This is a genomic window from Streptomyces sp. NPDC044719, assembly GCF_056433405.1.
On sequence record NZ_JBWKHE010000009.1, the window covers coordinates 279,483 to 294,039 of the forward strand.

Genomic DNA, 14,557 nt, shown 5'->3' on the forward strand with positions numbered 1-14,557 from the left:
CACCCGCCCCCGGCCGAGGAGACCGCTACTGCTTGACGATCGCGTCGATCCGGGCCAGCTCGTCCGCGTCGAAGTCCAGGTTGCGGATGGCTCCGACACTGTCCTCGATCTGCTGCGGGCTGCTCGCGCCGACCAGCGCGGAGGTGACCCGGCCGCCGCGCAGCACCCAGGCCAGCGCCATCTGGGCCAGGGTCTGGCCGCGCGACTTGGCGATGTCGTTCAGGTCGCGCAGCCGTCCCACCAGCTCCTCGGTGAGCGCGTCGGAGTTCAGGAACGGGCTGTCGCTCGCGGCCCGGGAGCCCTCCGGGATACCGTCCAGGTAGCGGGCGGAAAGCATGCCCTGCTCCAGCGGGGAGAAGACGATGGAGCCGACCTGAAGCTCGTCGAGGGCGTCCAGCAGGCCCCCGTCCTCGGGGCGGCGGTCCAGCATCGAGTAGCGCGGCTGGTGGATGAGGAGCGGGGTGCCCAGCTCGCCCAGGATGCGGGCGGCCTCGCGGGTCTGCTCGGCGGAGTAGTTGGAGACACCGACGTACAGCGCCTTGCCCTGCTGCACCGCCGAGTGCAGGGCGCCCATCGTCTCCTCCAGCGGAGTGTCCGGGTCGGGGCGGTGCGAGTAGAAGATGTCGACGTAGTCCAGGCCCATCCGCTTCAGGCTCTGGTCCAGCGAGGACAGCACGTACTTGCGCGAGCCCCACTCGCCGTACGGGCCGGGCCACATCAGGTAGCCGGCCTTGGTGGAGATGACCAGCTCGTCGCGGTACGCCGCGAAGTCCGACTTCAGGAACCCGCCCAGCGCGGACTCGGCGGAGCCGGGCGGCGGGCCGTAGTTGTTGGCGAGGTCGAAGTGGGTGACGCCGAGGTCGAAGGCGCGGCGCAGGATGGCGCGCTGGGTCTCGACGGGCCGGTCCGGGCCGAAGTTGTGCCACAGGCCGAGCGAGAGCGCGGGGAGCTTCAGGCCGCTGCGTCCGGTGCGCCGGTAGGGCATGTCCGCGTAGCGGTCGGGGTGTGCGGTGTACAACGCGACTCCAGAGGGGTTGGCTGGCGCGGTCGGATGAAACCGCTGTCCACTCTGGCGTGACCTGCGCCCATGCGTCCAACAGAAGAATCCGATGGAATTCAGCGGTTACGCTTCTCAGTCATGGAACTGCGCCACTTGCAGCACTTCGTCGCGGTCGCCGAGGACCAGCACTTCACCCGGGCGGCGGAACGCCTCCTGGTCTCCCAGTCGGGCCTGTCGGCCTCGATCCGGGCGCTGGAGCGGGAGCTGCAGACGCCGCTGTTCGTGCGGACGACCCGCCGGGTGACGCTGACCCCGGCCGGGCGTGCGCTGCTCGGTGAGGCGGAGCGGATCCTGGCGCAGGTGCGGACGGCCCATGAGGCGGTGGCGGCGGTGCAGGGCGTGCTGCGCGGCATGCTCGCGCTCGGCAGCGAGCAGTGCATCGCCGGGGTGCATGTGGCGGGGCTGCTCGCCGCGTTCCGGCACCGTCATCCGGACGTGGAGATCTGTCTGCGGCAGGCCGGGTCGGGCGCCCTCGCCGAGGACGTCGCGGCGGGCCGGCTCGACCTGGCGTTCGTCGTGCGGACCCAGGAGGACAGCGACCAGTTGCGGTCGGTGTCGCTGACCAGCGAGCCGATGACGCTGCTGTGCCACTCCAGCCACCGGCTCGCCACCGCCGGTGCGGCCGTCACACCGGAGGAGCTGGGCAGGGAGGTGTTCGTCGACTTCCACCCGGACTGGGGGCCGCGCCGGAGCACCGACACGGTGTTCGCCGCCGCGGGCGTACGGCGGACCGTGGCCCTGGAGGTGAACGACGTGCACACCCTGCTCGACCTGGTCGACGAGAACCTCGGCGTCGCGGTGGTGCCGCGGCACTTCGCGCACAAGCGCGCCTCCCTGACCGCGCTGCCCGTCAAGGGCACGGGCGAGGCGGTGTACGAGACGGTGGCCCTGCTGCCGCCCCCGGGGGCCACCAGTCCTGCGGCCCGTGCGCTGATGGGGCTGCTGGAGACCACCGGCGCGTGAGCGGGGGCGCACGGCGCGCGGTGATGCGCGATGGTGGAGCCATGCATGCGAAGGACATCCTCATCGACGGCTACGACCGCATCCGCGAAGAAGTCCACGCCACCGTCGAGGGCCTGGGGCCCGACGAACTGGCCGCCCGCCCCTCCCCCGACGCCAACTCCGTCGCCTGGCTCGTCTGGCACCTCACCCGGGTCCAGGACGACCACATCGCCGACGCCTTCGGCCTCGAGCAGGTGTGGCTCTCCCAGGACTGGGAGAAGCGCTTCGCCCTCGGCCTGCCCCGCCACGACACGGGCTACGGCCACAGCCCCGCCAAGGTCGCCAAGGTCCGGGTCGACTCGGGCGAGATGCTGACCGGCTACTACGACGCCGTGCACGCCCAGAGCCTGGACGCCCTGCGCGGCCTGGCCGCCAAGGACCTGGAGCGCGTCGTCGACGAGCGCTGGGACCCGCCGGTCGCCCTGGGGGTCCGGCTGGTCAGCGTCCTGTCCGACGATCTCCAGCACATCGGACAGGCCGCCTACCTGCGCGGGCTCCTTCAGAGCGCGGCTTCGTAGCCGGGCAGCACGACGTCCCGGATGAGGGCGTTCCGCTCGTCGAAGGGGAGGAACGCGCTCTTCAGGGCGTTGACCGTGACCGTGCGCAGATCCTCGACGCCCCAACCCGCCTGCTCGACCAGCAGGGACATCTCGCGGGTCATCGTCGTGCCCGAGACCAGCCGGTTGTCGGTGTTGAGGGTGACGCGGAAGCCGAGGTCCTTCAGCGCGGTGATCGGGTGCTCGGCGATGGAGGTCGCGGCGCCGGTCTGGAGGTTGGAGGTCGGGCACATCTCCAGGGCGATGCGCCGGTCGCGCACCCAGCCGGCGAGACGGCCGAGCTTGCCCGCCTCGAGGTCGGGGATGTCGTCCGTGATGCGCACGCCGTGCCCGATGCGCTGGGCACCGCACACCTGGAGGGCCTGGTGGATGCTGGGCAGGCCGTGCGCCTCCCCGGCGTGGATGGTGAACGGCACGTTCTCGCGGCGCAGGTGCTCGAAGGCCTCGAGGTGGTCGGCGGGCGGGAACCCGTCCTCGGCACCGGCGATGTCGAAGCCCACGACACCGGCGTCCCGGAACGCCACGGCCAGGTCGGCGGCCTCGCGCACCCGGTCGAACATCCGCATCCCGCACAGCAGGGTGCCCACCTTCACCGGCGTGCCCGCGGCGGCCGCCTTGGCCATGCCCGCCGCGAGGCCCTCCTGGACCGTCTCCACGACCTCGGCCAGGGTCAGCCGGCCGTTGAGCATCAGCTCGGGGGCATAGCGCACCTCGCCATAGACGACACCGTCGGCGGCGAGGTCGAGGACGTACTCCTCGGCGGTGCGCAGCAGACCCTCGCGGGTCTGCATGACGGCCAGGGTGTGCTCGAAGGTGGCGATGTAGCGCACCAGGTCGCCGGAGTTGGCGGCCTCGTAGTACCAGGCGGCGAGCTCGTCGGGGTCGGTGGTGGGCAGGGCGTGGCCGACCGCGTCCGCGAGTTCCACCACGGTGGCGGGGCGCAGTCCGCCGTCGAGGTGGTCGTGCAGCACGGCCTTGGGGAGGCGGCGGATCAGGTCGTTGTCTACGCGCGTAGCAGTCATGGCGGGGTCTTTCCTCGATCGTGCGGTTCGAAGCGGCGGGGAGCGTCAGCCGGCGGGCTGGAGGAGATCCCAGCGGTTGCCGTACAGGTCCTGGAAGACGGCGACGACGCCGTACGGCTCGTGCCGCGGCTCTTCCAGGAAGGAGACGCCCGCGGCGGTCATCCGGGCGTGGTCGCGGGCGAAGTCGTCGGTGTGCAGGAAGAACCCGACCCGCCCTCCGGTCTGGTCACCGACGCGGGCGGCCTGGGCCTCCCCCTTGGCGCGGGCGAGCAGCAGGCCGGTGCCGGCTCCCCGGGCGCCGGGTTCGACGACGACCCAGCGGGATCCGTCGGGCCGGGGCGCGTCCTCGGTGAGCCGGAATCCGAGGGCCTCGGTGTAGAAGCGGATCGCCTCGTCGTAGTCGTCGACGACGAGGGTGACCAGGGCGATACGTCTCATCGGGACCTCTCGGAGCGTGCGGTTGACCGGAGAGGTTATACGTAAAACGCGCAGGACGCCAGCCGCATTGCGGATCCCTGTAACTACTAGTATGTACACTCACGATCGACGACACCCCGGAGGTCCCATGCCCTTGGTCCGTATCGACACGCTCCGCGCCGGCCCGGAGCGCCTCGCCGCGATCGGCCGCGCCGTCCACGACGCCCTGAGGGAGACGATCGGCATTCCGCCCGACGACCGGTTCCAGATCCTGCGGGACCACGACGGCACGAACAGCACGCTGCGGTACGACGACTACCTCGGCGTGCACCGCGACGACGGCATCGTCTACGTCGAGATCACACTCCGCTCCGGTCGCACGCCCGAGCGGAAGCAGGCGCTGTACCGGAGGATCGCCGAGCTCGCCCAGGCGTACGCGGGCACCGAGCCGAGGAACGTGTTCGTGGTGCTGACCGAGAACGAGTCGGCCGACTGGTCACTGGGCGAGGGGGTGGCGCAGTACCTCGATTCCGCGAGGGCCTAGGCCCTCGGCCTACGTCTTCGGCCCGAGGCGGGAGAGCCGGCCCGACCGCTAGCGTCCCGTCCATGAAGATCACCGAGCCACCTCGCACCCCCGAGCAGCGCAAGGCGGACCTGCTGGCCCGGCTGGAGCGGGACATGGACATCTGGGTCGCCACGGCCGACGGCGAGGGGGTGCCGTGTCTGGTTCCGCTGTGGTTCGTCTGGCACGACGAGGCCGTGTGGCTGTGCACCCGGTTGACCAACCCCACCGGCCGCAATCTGCGGGACGGCGGGCGGGCCCGGCTGGCCCTCGGGGACACCCGGGACGTCGTGCTCGTCGACGGCGAGGTGGAGACCTTCACATCCGCCGGGGTGCCGCCCGCCGCGGCCGAGGCGTTCCTCGCGAAGACCGGCTGGGATCCGCGCGAGGACCACGCGTCGTACGCGTACTTCCGGGTGCGGCCGTGTGCGGTGCAGGCGTGGTGCGAGGTGCGGGAGTTGCCCCGCAGGCATCTCATGCGGGACGGGGTCTGGGCGCTCTAGCCGGTCTGCCCGGCCCGCTGCCGCGGTGCGCCCAGCCGGTCCAGTTCCTCACCGGTGAGGCGGATGGCAGCCGCCGCCACGTTCTCCGCGAGGTGGTCGGGGTCGCCGGTGCCGGGAATGGCGAGGACATGCGGGCCCTGGTGCAGCGTCCAGGCCAGACGGATCTGCGCGGGGCTCGCACCGTGGGCGCGCGCCACGGCTCGCACCTCCTCGTCGTGGGCGGTGGTGGCACCGTGCTCCCCGCCCTCGCCGGCGACGGCGTAGAACGGCACGAAGGCGATGCCCTGTTCGCCGCAGATCCGCAGCAGTTCGTCGGTCGCGGGGTCGGGACGGTCGAGGGCGTACCGGTTCTGCACGCAGACCACGGGCGCGATGGCCTGCGCCTCGGCGAGGTGGCGTGGCTCGATGCCGGAAACCCCCAGGTGCCGGATCAGGCCCGCCTCCCGGAGCCGCGCGAGGGCCCCGAAGTGCTCGGCGATGGAGTCGTACTTCGGCATCCGCCGCAGGTTGACGATGTCCAGGTGGTCTCGGCCCAGCTGGCGCAGGTTCTCCTCGACGTGGCCGCGCAGATCCTCGGGGCGGGCCGAGGTGCCCCACTCCCCGTCGTGCGTCCGGTGCGGGCCCACCTTGGTGACGATGACCAGGTCGTCGGGGTAGGGCCCCAGCGCGGTGTTGATGAGCTCGTTGGCGGAGCGCAGCGACGAGAAGTAGAAGGCGGCCGTGTCGATGTGGTTCACGCCGAGGTCGATCGCCTTGCGCAGGACGGCGATCGACCTGCCGCGGTCGCTCGGTGTGCCGTGGTGGAAGGCGGCGCTGCCCGTCAGCCGCATCGCGCCGTAGCCGAGGCGGTGGACGGGCAGGTCGCCCAGGTTCCAGCTGCCCGCGGCGTCCGCGGTGATCGTCTGTGAGCTCATCGGCGGATTCTCACACACCCGGCGCGGACCGGTGGAGCCGCTTTACGGATAGGTGTACGAGTTGAGGGTGGCGACGGCTGAGGCCGGGTTGCCGCGGTCGTAGTGGTCCACGGCGAGGAAGTTGGGCTTCTTGCGCGCGGCCGGCTGGCAGAACCGGCGGGCGCGGTCGGCGAGTTTGGTGTTGTCGGTCGTGGCCGTGGAGGTGATGCCGGCGTCACGGAAGTGGTTCATGACGAACAGCGGGCGGAAACCGGGTTCGGTGCGGGTCAGCGGGATGTTCGTGCCGGCGTCGTACCAGCGGCTGTAGCAGGACCAGTCCGAGGAGCCGATGCCGGAGCCCATGGACCAGTAGTTCTCGACGGTCCACTCGCGCTGGTACAAGACGCCGAAGCTGTCCCGGGTCAGGCCCGCCGCCTGGTCGGCGGAGCGGCTGTGGTCGGTGAAGATCAGCAGCCGGTCGCCGGCGGCGGCCAGGTCCGCCATCGTCGGCCAGCCGTTCTGCCGTACGCCGGTGAGGTCCGGCCGGTACAGCACGTCCGACAGGCCGTTGACGCGGGCGAGTTCCGCGCGCAGGACGCCCGGGTCGACGTAGTCCTCGAGGAAGACGGTGACGAACTGGTCGGGGTGGGCCTTGAGGAAGTCCACCATGCGCTGGAGGTCGACCCAGAGGGCGACCGGCCTGCTGACGAGGGTGCAGCTGTTGTGGCAGAGGATCGCACCGTCCGGGGTCTGGTGGATGTCGAGCATGAATCCACGGACACCGTCGGCGAGTTGCCGCTCGATACCTCGGGTCTGGTTGGGCACGAGGTTGATGAAGGGCGGCGCGAAACCGCCGTCGACGCCGTTGGCGTAGGCATTGTGCGAGGTGAGGAACGTGACCTGGTCCAGCGCGCGTTGACCCTGCGGCGGCGTGGGGCCGGTGGCGGGGTCGACGGGGGTCAGGTACCACGCTGCGAGGTCGCCCGCACCGCCGACTGCGAGCCGGGCGGGGTAGTTGGCGTTGGGCGGCTTGGGGGCCACCGCGAGGTGACGTGCTGTGCCCGGTGCCTTGAGGGTGTAGCGGTCGGTGCCGGCCGGGGTGATCTCCCAGGCGGCGTCGGCGCTCGTACAGGCGACGGTCGCGGCCTGGTCGCCGTTGCGGCCGAGGCAGTTACCGGGCGCGACGGTGTTCTCCAGGAGATAGGACGACCCGCTCGGCTTCAGCTGCCACTGCTGGCGGTCCTCGTTGCCGCGGGGTCTGTGCTGCTCGACCGCGCCACCGTTGTCGGCCGCGTTGAGCCCGGTCGTGGCGCTCTGGACGTAGTACGTGCCCGGGGCCGGAACGGCGGCGGCAGCGGCGGGCGGCGGAGCCACGACCGCGGCGGCCAGCGCGGCGGTCGTGGCGAGCAGGACGTGGGGGGTGCGCAGACGCATGAGGGATGTCCTTCCTCGTACTGATCAGAGTGACCGCTGATCAGGTGCATGACATCCTGCATGACACCACGCCCTGGGGTCCGGCGTCAGCAGTAGAGGTTGCCACCGGGTGACGTCCCGAGGATCTGCGTGAACCGCTGGTAGTTGTTGACGCGGCTCTGCACCTGCGCCGGGTTCTTGCCGTCGCACTCCAGGGAGCCGTTGATGCTGCGGATGGTCTGGCCGAAGCCGGCGCTGTTCACCATGGCGTTGTGCGGGGTCATGGTGCCGGGGCCGGTCTGGGTGTTCCAGTACCACAGGGCGGTCTTCCAGGCGACGGCCGCGTCGTTCTGGACCAGCCAGGGGTTGTTGAGCAGGTCGATGCCGAGCGCGTCGCCCGCGGCCTTGTAGTTGAAGTTCCAGCTGAGCTGGATCGGGCCGCGGCCGTAGTAGGCGGCCTGGCCGGCCGGACAGCCGTAGGGGCGGCTCCAGTCGCAGTAGTGCGGGTAGTTGGCCTGGTTCTGCTCCACCACGTGCACCAGACCGCCGGTCTCGTGGCTGACGTTGGCGAGGAAGGCGGCGGCCTCCTGCTTCTTCACCGTGTCGCTGCCGGTGTTGGCGAAGCCGGGGTAGGCGCTCAGGGCCGCGGTGAGCCCGCTGTAGGTGTAGAAGGAATTCCGGTTCGGGAACATCTGGTTGAACTGCGCCTCGGTCACGACGAAGCGGGCGTTGGGCGTGCCCGGCCCGCTGTCGCAGGCGTACGGCTCCCAGTACCAGGTGCTGATGACCGGGTCGTAGCCCGGGTTGGCGTGCTCGGCGATGTACGCCTTGCCGTCGGTGTAGCGGACGATGTTGCCGGCCGCGTACGACTTGCCCGCCACCCAGTTCGGGTAGCTGGAGCACGCGGCGGCGGAGGCGTTCGATGCGGGCAGCAGCACGGGGGCAGTGCCCGCGAGGGCGAGGGTGACCAGGACGGCGGACACACGGCGTCTCGACACGCGATCAACTCCTTTGCGGAGCACGGCCGCACCCCGCGGGGCAGGGCGAAGCAGAGCCTTGGCGCACGCGTCGGCGAAGCCGGTCACGGCGTGGGCGCGGCCGTGGTGGGGGGGTTGTGGAGGCACACTCAACCGCGTTGGTCTGTACCAGTCAAGGGTGTAGACCAGTCATCCGCGATCGCGGCTGACGGAGGCTCATACGGGGGCCGACTCCGCCAGTGCCGCCGCGAGTCGGTCCAGCAGGGACCGCAGCAGTTCGTCGTCGCCGTCGCCGAGCGTGGGCCGGCCGGCCCGGACCGCTCGGTCGACGCGCTGCCAGTACTCGCGGCCGCGCGGGGTGAGGTGGGCGAGGATGCGGCGGCGGTCGAAGGGGTCGACCCGGCGGTACAGCAGGTTCTGGTCGACCAGCTGGTCGACCAGCTTGGTCAGCGTCGGAGGCGGCAGGAAGGCGGCCTCCGCGATCGCCGTCATATGGCGCCCCTCGCCGTCGGACAGCAGGGCCAGCACGCGCCACGCGTCGAGCGAGCAGCCCTCCTCCTCCAGAACGGCCTGCAGCCGCCCCGCCGCGAGCCGCTCGGCCCGCGTCAGCAACTGCACCAGGTCGTCGGGCCGACGCGGGGGTGGGGTGGGCATGCCGCTCCTAGGGCCTGTCGTTTGCATCATGTCGGGGGCGCGGGGCGTGGCACGCACCTCTGCCGCGTTGGCGTCGGTGGCCGACTCCCCCACGCTCGGGTCGGTTGAAAGGCGCAGTCTCTCTCAGCCGACCCGATCCGAACGACAGGCCCTGGCTCAGAGGTGCGTCCATGGTAAGAGACGCACTGGAGTTCGTACGGTGGAGCCGGGATCATGACGCCATGTTCCGGCACGACCTCCCCGCGCCCGAGTGGTTCACGGCCGACGGCTCCGTGCTCGGCGTGGCTCTGGTGTTTCCCCTGCGGGGCCCGGCCGGGATCTTCGGGCCGACGTGCGAGCTGTGCGCGCGGATGGCCGCCGAGGAGGTCAACCGGGACGGCGGCGTGCTCGGCAGGGAGCTCCGGTTGGTGCCGGTCGACGGCTCGGGTCCGCCGCACGAGGTCGCCGGCCAGGTGGAGACGCTGGTGGACCTGGGCGTCGTGCAGGGCGTCACGGGCTGGCACATCTCCTCGGTGCGCCAGGCGCTGGCGCCGAGGATCGCGCACCGCGTCCCGTACGTGTACACGGCGCTGTACGAGGGCGGGGAGGACACGGCGGGAGTGTTCCTGACCAGCGAGACCCCGCGCGATCAACTGCGGCCCGCGATGGACCTGCTGGCGCGCGAGCGCGGGGTGCGGCGGTGGTTCGTCGTCGGGAACGACTATGTGTGGCCGCGGCGTACGGCCCGGGCTGCCCAGGCGTACGCCCGCGCGTCCAGTGGGAGTGTCGCGGGTGAGGCCTATCTCCCGCTCGGCACCGACGACTTCGGGCCGGTGCTGCGCCGAGTCGAGCGCGCGGACGCCGACGGGGTGCTGATGCTGCTCGTCGGCAGCGACGCGGTGCGCTTCAACCGGGCGTTCGCGGCGCACGGCCTGCACGCCCGGTGTCTGCGGCTGAGCACGCTGATGGACGAGAACATGCTGATGGCGAGCGGCCCGGCGGCCACCGAGGACCTCTACAGCACGGCCGGGTTCTTCGCCTCGCTGGCCAACCGGGACACCCTCGACTTCCACGGGCGGTACGCCACCCGCTACGGCATCGAGGCACCCGCCCTCGGCAGCCTCGGCGAGTCCTGCTACGAGGGCGTGTTGTTGCTGGCCGCGCTGCTGAGGAGGGCCGGGACGCTGGACGTGTCGGCGATCGGCGCGGCGGCGGGCGCGGTGTCGTACGAGGGCCCGCGCGGGCTGCTGCACCTCCAGGACGGTCATGTGCGCCAGCGCATCTACCTGGCCCGTGCCGACGGGCTCGACTTCGACGTGCTCACGGAGCTGGACGGCCGTCCCTGAAGGGGCCCTCCGCCCGGCGCCGCCGTACGAGCGCCTCTCTGCGGCGGTCGAGGAACGCGCCTTCCGCCGGGTTCTCCGCGAGCGCGATGGCCGCCTCGTACGCCCGTACGGCCTCGGTGTCCCGGCCCAGACGGCGCAGCAGGTCGGCGCGGACGGCGTGCAGGACGTGGTACCCCTCGAGGTCGAGGGCGTCCACCAGGGCGAGGGCAGGCCCGGGGCCCTCGGTCTCGGCGACGGCGACGGCCCGGTTCAGGGCCACCACCGGGCTCGGGGCGAGGGCCATGAGCTGGCCGTACAGCTGCCGGATCTGGGCCCAGTCGGTGGCGTCCGCGCTCGGCGCGTCGCTGTGCACGGCCTGGATGGCGGCCTGGACCTGGTAGGGCCCGGGCTGATCGCGGCGCAGGCAACGACGGACGAGTGTCTGCCCCTCGGTGATCAGGTCACGGTCCCAGCGTGCCCGGTCCTGCTCGGGCAGCGGCACCAGTTCGCCCTGGTCGTTCTCGCGGGCGTCGCGGCGTGCCTCGACCAGCAGCATCAGTGCGAGCACACCGGTCACCTCGGGTTCGTCCGGCATGAGCCAGGACAGGAGACGGCCGAGCCGTACGGCTTCGGCGGACAGGTCGGGCGAGCCCTCGTTGCCCTGGTTGAAGATCAGGTAGACGACCGCCAGGACCCCGCCGAGCCGGTCGGGCAGGTCGGCGTCGCGGGGCACCCGGTACGGGATCCCGGCGTCGCGGATCTTCGCCTTCGCCCGGACCAGCCGCTGGGCCATCGTCGGCTCCGGCACCAGGAAGGCGCGGGCGATCTGCGCGGTGGTGAGGCCTCCGAGCAGCCGCAGGGTCAGGGCGACCCGGGCGTGGAGGGAGAGCGCGGGGTGGCAGCAGGTGAAGATCAGGCGGAGCCGGTCGTCGCGCACGGGGCCCTCCTCGGGCGGTGCGTCACAGGCGTGCAGCAGGGCGGCCTCGACGTGCCGGGCCTGTCGGGACGACTCGCGGCGCAGCCGGTCGATGGCCCGGTTCCGGGCCGTGGTGATGATCCACCCGGCGGGGCTCGGCGGGACGCCGGTCTCCGGCCAGCGCCGCACGGCCGTGGTGAAGGCGTCCTGGACCGCTTCCTCGGCGAGGTCGATGTCGCCGAGGAAGCGGACCAGGACGGCGACCGCGCGGCCGTACTCCGCGCGGAAGACCGCCTCGACGTCCACGCCCATCAGTCGGCGTCCCCCATGAAGGGGCGCACCTCGATCGGAAGCGTGGTGGCCAGGGCCGCCTTGCGCCCCCACTCCAGGGCGGCGTCCAGGTCGGGCGCCCGGACGAGGCAGATGCCGCCGAGCATCTCCTTGCCTTCCGCGTACGGACCGTCGGTGATCAGGACGTCGCCGTCGCGGGGGCGCAGCACGGTGGAGGACTCCGGGCCGTGCAGGCCGCCGGCGAAGACCCAGGCGCCCGCCTCGCGCAATTCCTGGTGGAAGGCGTCGAGGTTCTCGCCGATCTCCGCGAGGATCTCGGGGGCGGGCGGATCGCCGACCGGCTGCATCACACTGAGCAGGTAGTACTTCATGACGGCCTCCATGGCGTTCGGGTCTCGGGCTGTCGGTACAGGGGGGGTGTCGGGGTGTCCTGGCACCTCCTACACGAACGACACACCCCCGGATCGACACCCCGCGCCGCGCGACCGGGAGAATTTCTCCCATGACCACCACACCCCATCCCCTCGTCACCCGCGCACAGCGACTTGCGCACGATCTCCTCGTCCCGCACGCCGAGCGCGTCGACCAGGAGGGTGTGCCCGCGAGCCACATCACGGCCGTGAAGCGGTCGGGGCTGCTCGGGGTGGGCGCGCCGGAGGAGTACGGCGGGGCGGACGCGCCCGTCGGCGTGGCGCGGGAGACCGCGGAGATCCTGGCCGGGGCGTGCTGCTCCACATGGTTCGTGCAGACACAGCACCACACTCCGGTGAAGCTGATCGCCACACACGACTCGCCCGTCCGCGAGAAATTCCTGCGTCCGCTGGCGACCGGCGAGGTGCTGGCCGGTATCGCGTACGCCCATGTCCGTGCCTTTCCCCGCGTCCCCGTGCGGGCGGTGCCCGAGCGGGGCGGCTGGCGGTTCGAGGGAACGGTGCCCTGGTTCACCGGCTGGGGTCTGAACGACGTGATGCTGCTGGCCGGTGTGACGGACGCGCCCGAGGTGGTGTTCGCCCTCACCGAGGCACGCGAGCAGCCGGGGCTGTCTCCCTCGGCGCCGATGCGGCTCGCGGCGCTCACCGCCGCCCGTACGGTCTCTCTGGAACTGGACGGCCTGTGGGTGCCGGACGAGGCCGTCGTGCTGCGCGTGCCGCAGCCGGAGTTCGCCCTCGTCGACCTGCCGAAGGCCGCCAACACCAGTCCGGCCGTCTTCGGTGTGGCGTACGCGGCGCTGGACCTGGTGGCGGCCGCCCCGGACGGCCAGGAGACGGCAGGCTCGCTACGGGCCCGGATCGACGACGTCCGGCGGGAGGCCTACACGCTGGCCGACCACCCGGTCCCCCACGAGTGCGTCCCGGAACGGCTGGCCGTCAAGACACGCGCCTACGACCTCATGCGCGCGGCCACGACCGCGGCGGTCGTGGCCGGGGGCGGCCGGTCCATGGCCCTGGACAGCCGGGCGCAGCGGCTGGCCCGCGAGGGGATGTTCCTGCTGGTGCAGGGCCAGACGGCCGAGGCGCGCCGGAGGCACCTCGGGTCGCTGGCGTCCGGCTAGCCGAGCTGAGGCAGGAGCGGCTTGCCGGTCGGACTTCCGGTCGGGGACGGGGCCTTGCCGCAGAACTCCGCTTCGATCACATCGACGTAGAGCGATCCGTCCTGGAGCCAGTCACCGTTGATGTTGAACGTCAGCTGGTGCCTGCCGTCCCGGGTGCCCACCATCGCGGACAGGGAGCCATTGGTACGGCCGGTCTTGCCCACCACCTTCGCACCGCAGGACAGCTCAGCGAACTCGACCCCGAGCCCGAACCCCAGCCCCTCCCCCGACGGGACCTCGTCGAACATCTCCCTCATCTGGGCCGGCGGCAGCAAGTCGCCCTTTATCAGAGCTCGTTGAAAGCGGTTGAGGTCTCCGCTGGTCGAGATGATGTCTCCGGCCGCGCCCAGCCAGGTCATGTTCTGTTCGGTGGCGTCAAGGATCTCGGCGTCCGGTGCCTCCTCGTGGAGCCGGGAGTAGCCGACGGGGTGCGGGTTCGGCATCTTCGGCGACGTCCCGGGGAAATACGTCCCGCGCAGCTTCAGCGGCCGGATGACGCGACGGGTGATCTCCCGCGCGTACGAGCGGCCCGTCGCCTTCTCGATGACCATCCCGGCGATGACGAAGTTGGTGTTCGAGTACACCGGCGCCGTCTCCGGGTCGGGCAGTGGCGGGTACTTCAGCGCGATCGCCACGAGTTCCCCGGGCGTGTGGGTGTCGTACCTGTGGTCCGGGAAGCCGGGGCCGGCGGCGTCGTGGATGAACGCGGGGTCGTCGGTATAGCCGGCGATGCCGCTGGTGTGGTTGAGGAGCCGGCGCAGGGTGATCTCGTTTCCGTCGTAGCCGTTGCCCCGCACCAGGCCGGGCAGCCACGACTCGACGGTGTCGTCCAGGCTCAGTTTCCCTTCGGCCTCCAGTTGGAGCAGGACGGTCGCGACGAACGTCTTGGTGATGCTGGCGCCGCGGAAGTGTTCGGCGGGCGAACGCTCGCGGCCGGTGCCGGTGTCCGAGTGACCGGACACGGCAGACCACCTCTCCTTGCCGTCACGGACCTCGGCCGCCACGCCGGGGAGCCCGCCCTTCTCGACCAGATTCCGCAGTGCGGTTCGGGTGGCCTCGTGGCCGTGCCCTGACTGTGACGCTTGTGCGGACGGGGCGAGGACCGACGTTCCGGCGGACAACGCCACGGCCAGAGCCAATAAGACGGTGCGTGCGGACCGCTGCTTCATGCGTGTGTGCCTCCTGGTCACCGAGGGGCAAGGCCTGCCCCTCGGTGCGGATGACGCCGAAGCCGGGCTCCAGGGTTGATCTTTGGAGAGTCGGGGGTGTCTCGGCGGGGATGGTGCGGACGTCTCGGAGACGCCGTCTTCAGCCGCGTCCTGCCGCGGCCCGCCGTGTTCGAAGGGCGTGACAGAGCGACGGATTCAGGCGCACGAGGAAGACCCCGGGTTCCGG

The 14,557-nt window shown here is 71.5% G+C and carries 16 protein-coding genes; 6 read left to right on the forward strand and 10 right to left on the reverse strand.

The genetic code is table 11. The features are described from left to right. Window positions 1-25: 25 nt before the first annotated feature. Window positions 26-1,018 carry an L-glyceraldehyde 3-phosphate reductase gene (gene mgrA / locus AC07DF_RS33245; protein ID WP_478979836.1) on the reverse strand — a complete coding sequence of 331 codons (993 nt, stop codon included), beginning with the start codon at window positions 1,016-1,018 and terminating at the stop codon, window positions 26-28. A gap of 120 nt (window positions 1,019-1,138) precedes the next feature. On the opposite strand from mgrA, the gene AC07DF_RS33250 reads away from it, so the two are divergent. Then, complete coding sequence (locus AC07DF_RS33250) at window positions 1,139-2,023, forward strand: LysR family transcriptional regulator (RefSeq protein ID WP_478979838.1); 885 nt, start codon at window positions 1,139-1,141, stop codon at window positions 2,021-2,023. A 41-nt stretch (window positions 2,024-2,064) separates the two neighbouring features. Then, window positions 2,065-2,580 carry a mycothiol transferase gene (locus AC07DF_RS33255; protein WP_478979841.1) on the forward strand — a complete coding sequence of 172 codons (516 nt, stop codon included), beginning with the start codon at window positions 2,065-2,067 and terminating at the stop codon, window positions 2,578-2,580. On the opposite strand, the gene AC07DF_RS33260 is transcribed toward AC07DF_RS33255, so the two are convergent. Beyond that, window positions 2,562-3,641: an adenosine deaminase gene (locus AC07DF_RS33260; protein WP_478979843.1), complete on the reverse strand. Its 1,080-nt coding sequence runs from the start codon at window positions 3,639-3,641 to the stop codon at window positions 2,562-2,564. The genes AC07DF_RS33255 and AC07DF_RS33260 overlap by 19 nt on opposite strands. A gap of 45 nt (window positions 3,642-3,686) precedes the next feature. Beyond that, window positions 3,687-4,079, reverse strand: a complete 393-nt coding sequence (locus tag AC07DF_RS33265) for a VOC family protein (protein ID WP_478979845.1) — start codon at window positions 4,077-4,079, stop codon at window positions 3,687-3,689. Between the two features lie 127 nt (window positions 4,080-4,206). Here AC07DF_RS33265 and AC07DF_RS33270 point away from each other — a divergent pair, with 127 nt between their 5' ends. After that, a complete protein-coding gene (locus AC07DF_RS33270; RefSeq protein WP_478979847.1) occupies window positions 4,207-4,602 on the forward strand; it encodes a tautomerase family protein in 396 nt (131 codons plus the stop codon). A 62-nt stretch (window positions 4,603-4,664) separates the two neighbouring features. Beyond that, complete coding sequence (locus AC07DF_RS33275; RefSeq protein WP_478979849.1) at window positions 4,665-5,123, forward strand: pyridoxamine 5'-phosphate oxidase family protein; 459 nt, start codon at window positions 4,665-4,667, stop codon at window positions 5,121-5,123. Here AC07DF_RS33275 and AC07DF_RS33280 read toward each other — a convergent pair. From AC07DF_RS33280 to AC07DF_RS33295, 4 genes are all read right to left on the reverse strand, one after another. Beyond that, window positions 5,120-6,037 (reverse strand): aldo/keto reductase, encoded by a 918-nt coding sequence (locus tag AC07DF_RS33280; RefSeq protein ID WP_478979851.1) that lies wholly within the window; start codon window positions 6,035-6,037, stop codon window positions 5,120-5,122. The two genes, AC07DF_RS33275 and AC07DF_RS33280, sit on opposite strands and share 4 nt — an antisense overlap. 42 nt (window positions 6,038-6,079) lie before the next feature. Beyond that, window positions 6,080-7,444, reverse strand: a complete 1,365-nt coding sequence (locus AC07DF_RS33285) for a phosphoinositide-specific phospholipase C-related protein (protein ID WP_478980208.1) — start codon at window positions 7,442-7,444, stop codon at window positions 6,080-6,082. 92 nt (window positions 7,445-7,536) lie between these two features. Then, on the reverse strand, window positions 7,537-8,427 hold the full coding sequence (locus AC07DF_RS33290; RefSeq protein WP_478979853.1) for a glycoside hydrolase family 19 protein: 891 nt from the start codon (window positions 8,425-8,427) through the stop codon (window positions 7,537-7,539). A 195-nt stretch (window positions 8,428-8,622) separates the two neighbouring features. Continuing rightward, window positions 8,623-9,060, reverse strand: a complete 438-nt coding sequence (locus tag AC07DF_RS33295; protein WP_478979855.1) for a MarR family winged helix-turn-helix transcriptional regulator — start codon at window positions 9,058-9,060, stop codon at window positions 8,623-8,625. Window positions 9,061-9,281: 221 nt separating this feature from the next. Here AC07DF_RS33295 and AC07DF_RS33300 point away from each other — a divergent pair, with 221 nt between their 5' ends. Continuing rightward, window positions 9,282-10,385, forward strand: a complete 1,104-nt coding sequence (locus tag AC07DF_RS33300; protein WP_478980210.1) for a substrate-binding domain-containing protein — start codon at window positions 9,282-9,284, stop codon at window positions 10,383-10,385. On the opposite strand, the gene AC07DF_RS33305 is transcribed toward AC07DF_RS33300, so the two are convergent. Together AC07DF_RS33305 and AC07DF_RS33310 are read right to left on the reverse strand one after the other, a co-directional pair. Continuing rightward, the gene (locus AC07DF_RS33305; protein ID WP_478979857.1) at window positions 10,360-11,592 is read right to left on the reverse strand and encodes an RNA polymerase sigma factor; all 1,233 of its coding nucleotides are present in this window, start codon (window positions 11,590-11,592) and stop codon (window positions 10,360-10,362) included. The genes AC07DF_RS33300 and AC07DF_RS33305 overlap by 26 nt on opposite strands. Further along, on the reverse strand, window positions 11,592-11,942 hold the full coding sequence (locus AC07DF_RS33310) for a YciI family protein (RefSeq protein ID WP_478979859.1): 351 nt from the start codon (window positions 11,940-11,942) through the stop codon (window positions 11,592-11,594). Before AC07DF_RS33310 ends, AC07DF_RS33305 begins: the two co-directional genes overlap by 1 nt. Before the next feature lie 131 nt (window positions 11,943-12,073). Between AC07DF_RS33310 and AC07DF_RS33315 the strand changes: the two genes are divergently transcribed. Further along, window positions 12,074-13,123, forward strand: coding sequence for an acyl-CoA dehydrogenase family protein (locus AC07DF_RS33315; protein WP_478979861.1), 1,050 nt, complete (start codon window positions 12,074-12,076; stop codon window positions 13,121-13,123). Here AC07DF_RS33315 and AC07DF_RS33320 read toward each other — a convergent pair. Then, a complete protein-coding gene (locus AC07DF_RS33320) occupies window positions 13,120-14,331 on the reverse strand; it encodes a serine hydrolase domain-containing protein (protein WP_478979864.1) in 1,212 nt (403 codons plus the stop codon). The two genes, AC07DF_RS33315 and AC07DF_RS33320, sit on opposite strands and share 4 nt — an antisense overlap. Between the last annotated feature and the right edge of the window lie 226 nt (window positions 14,332-14,557).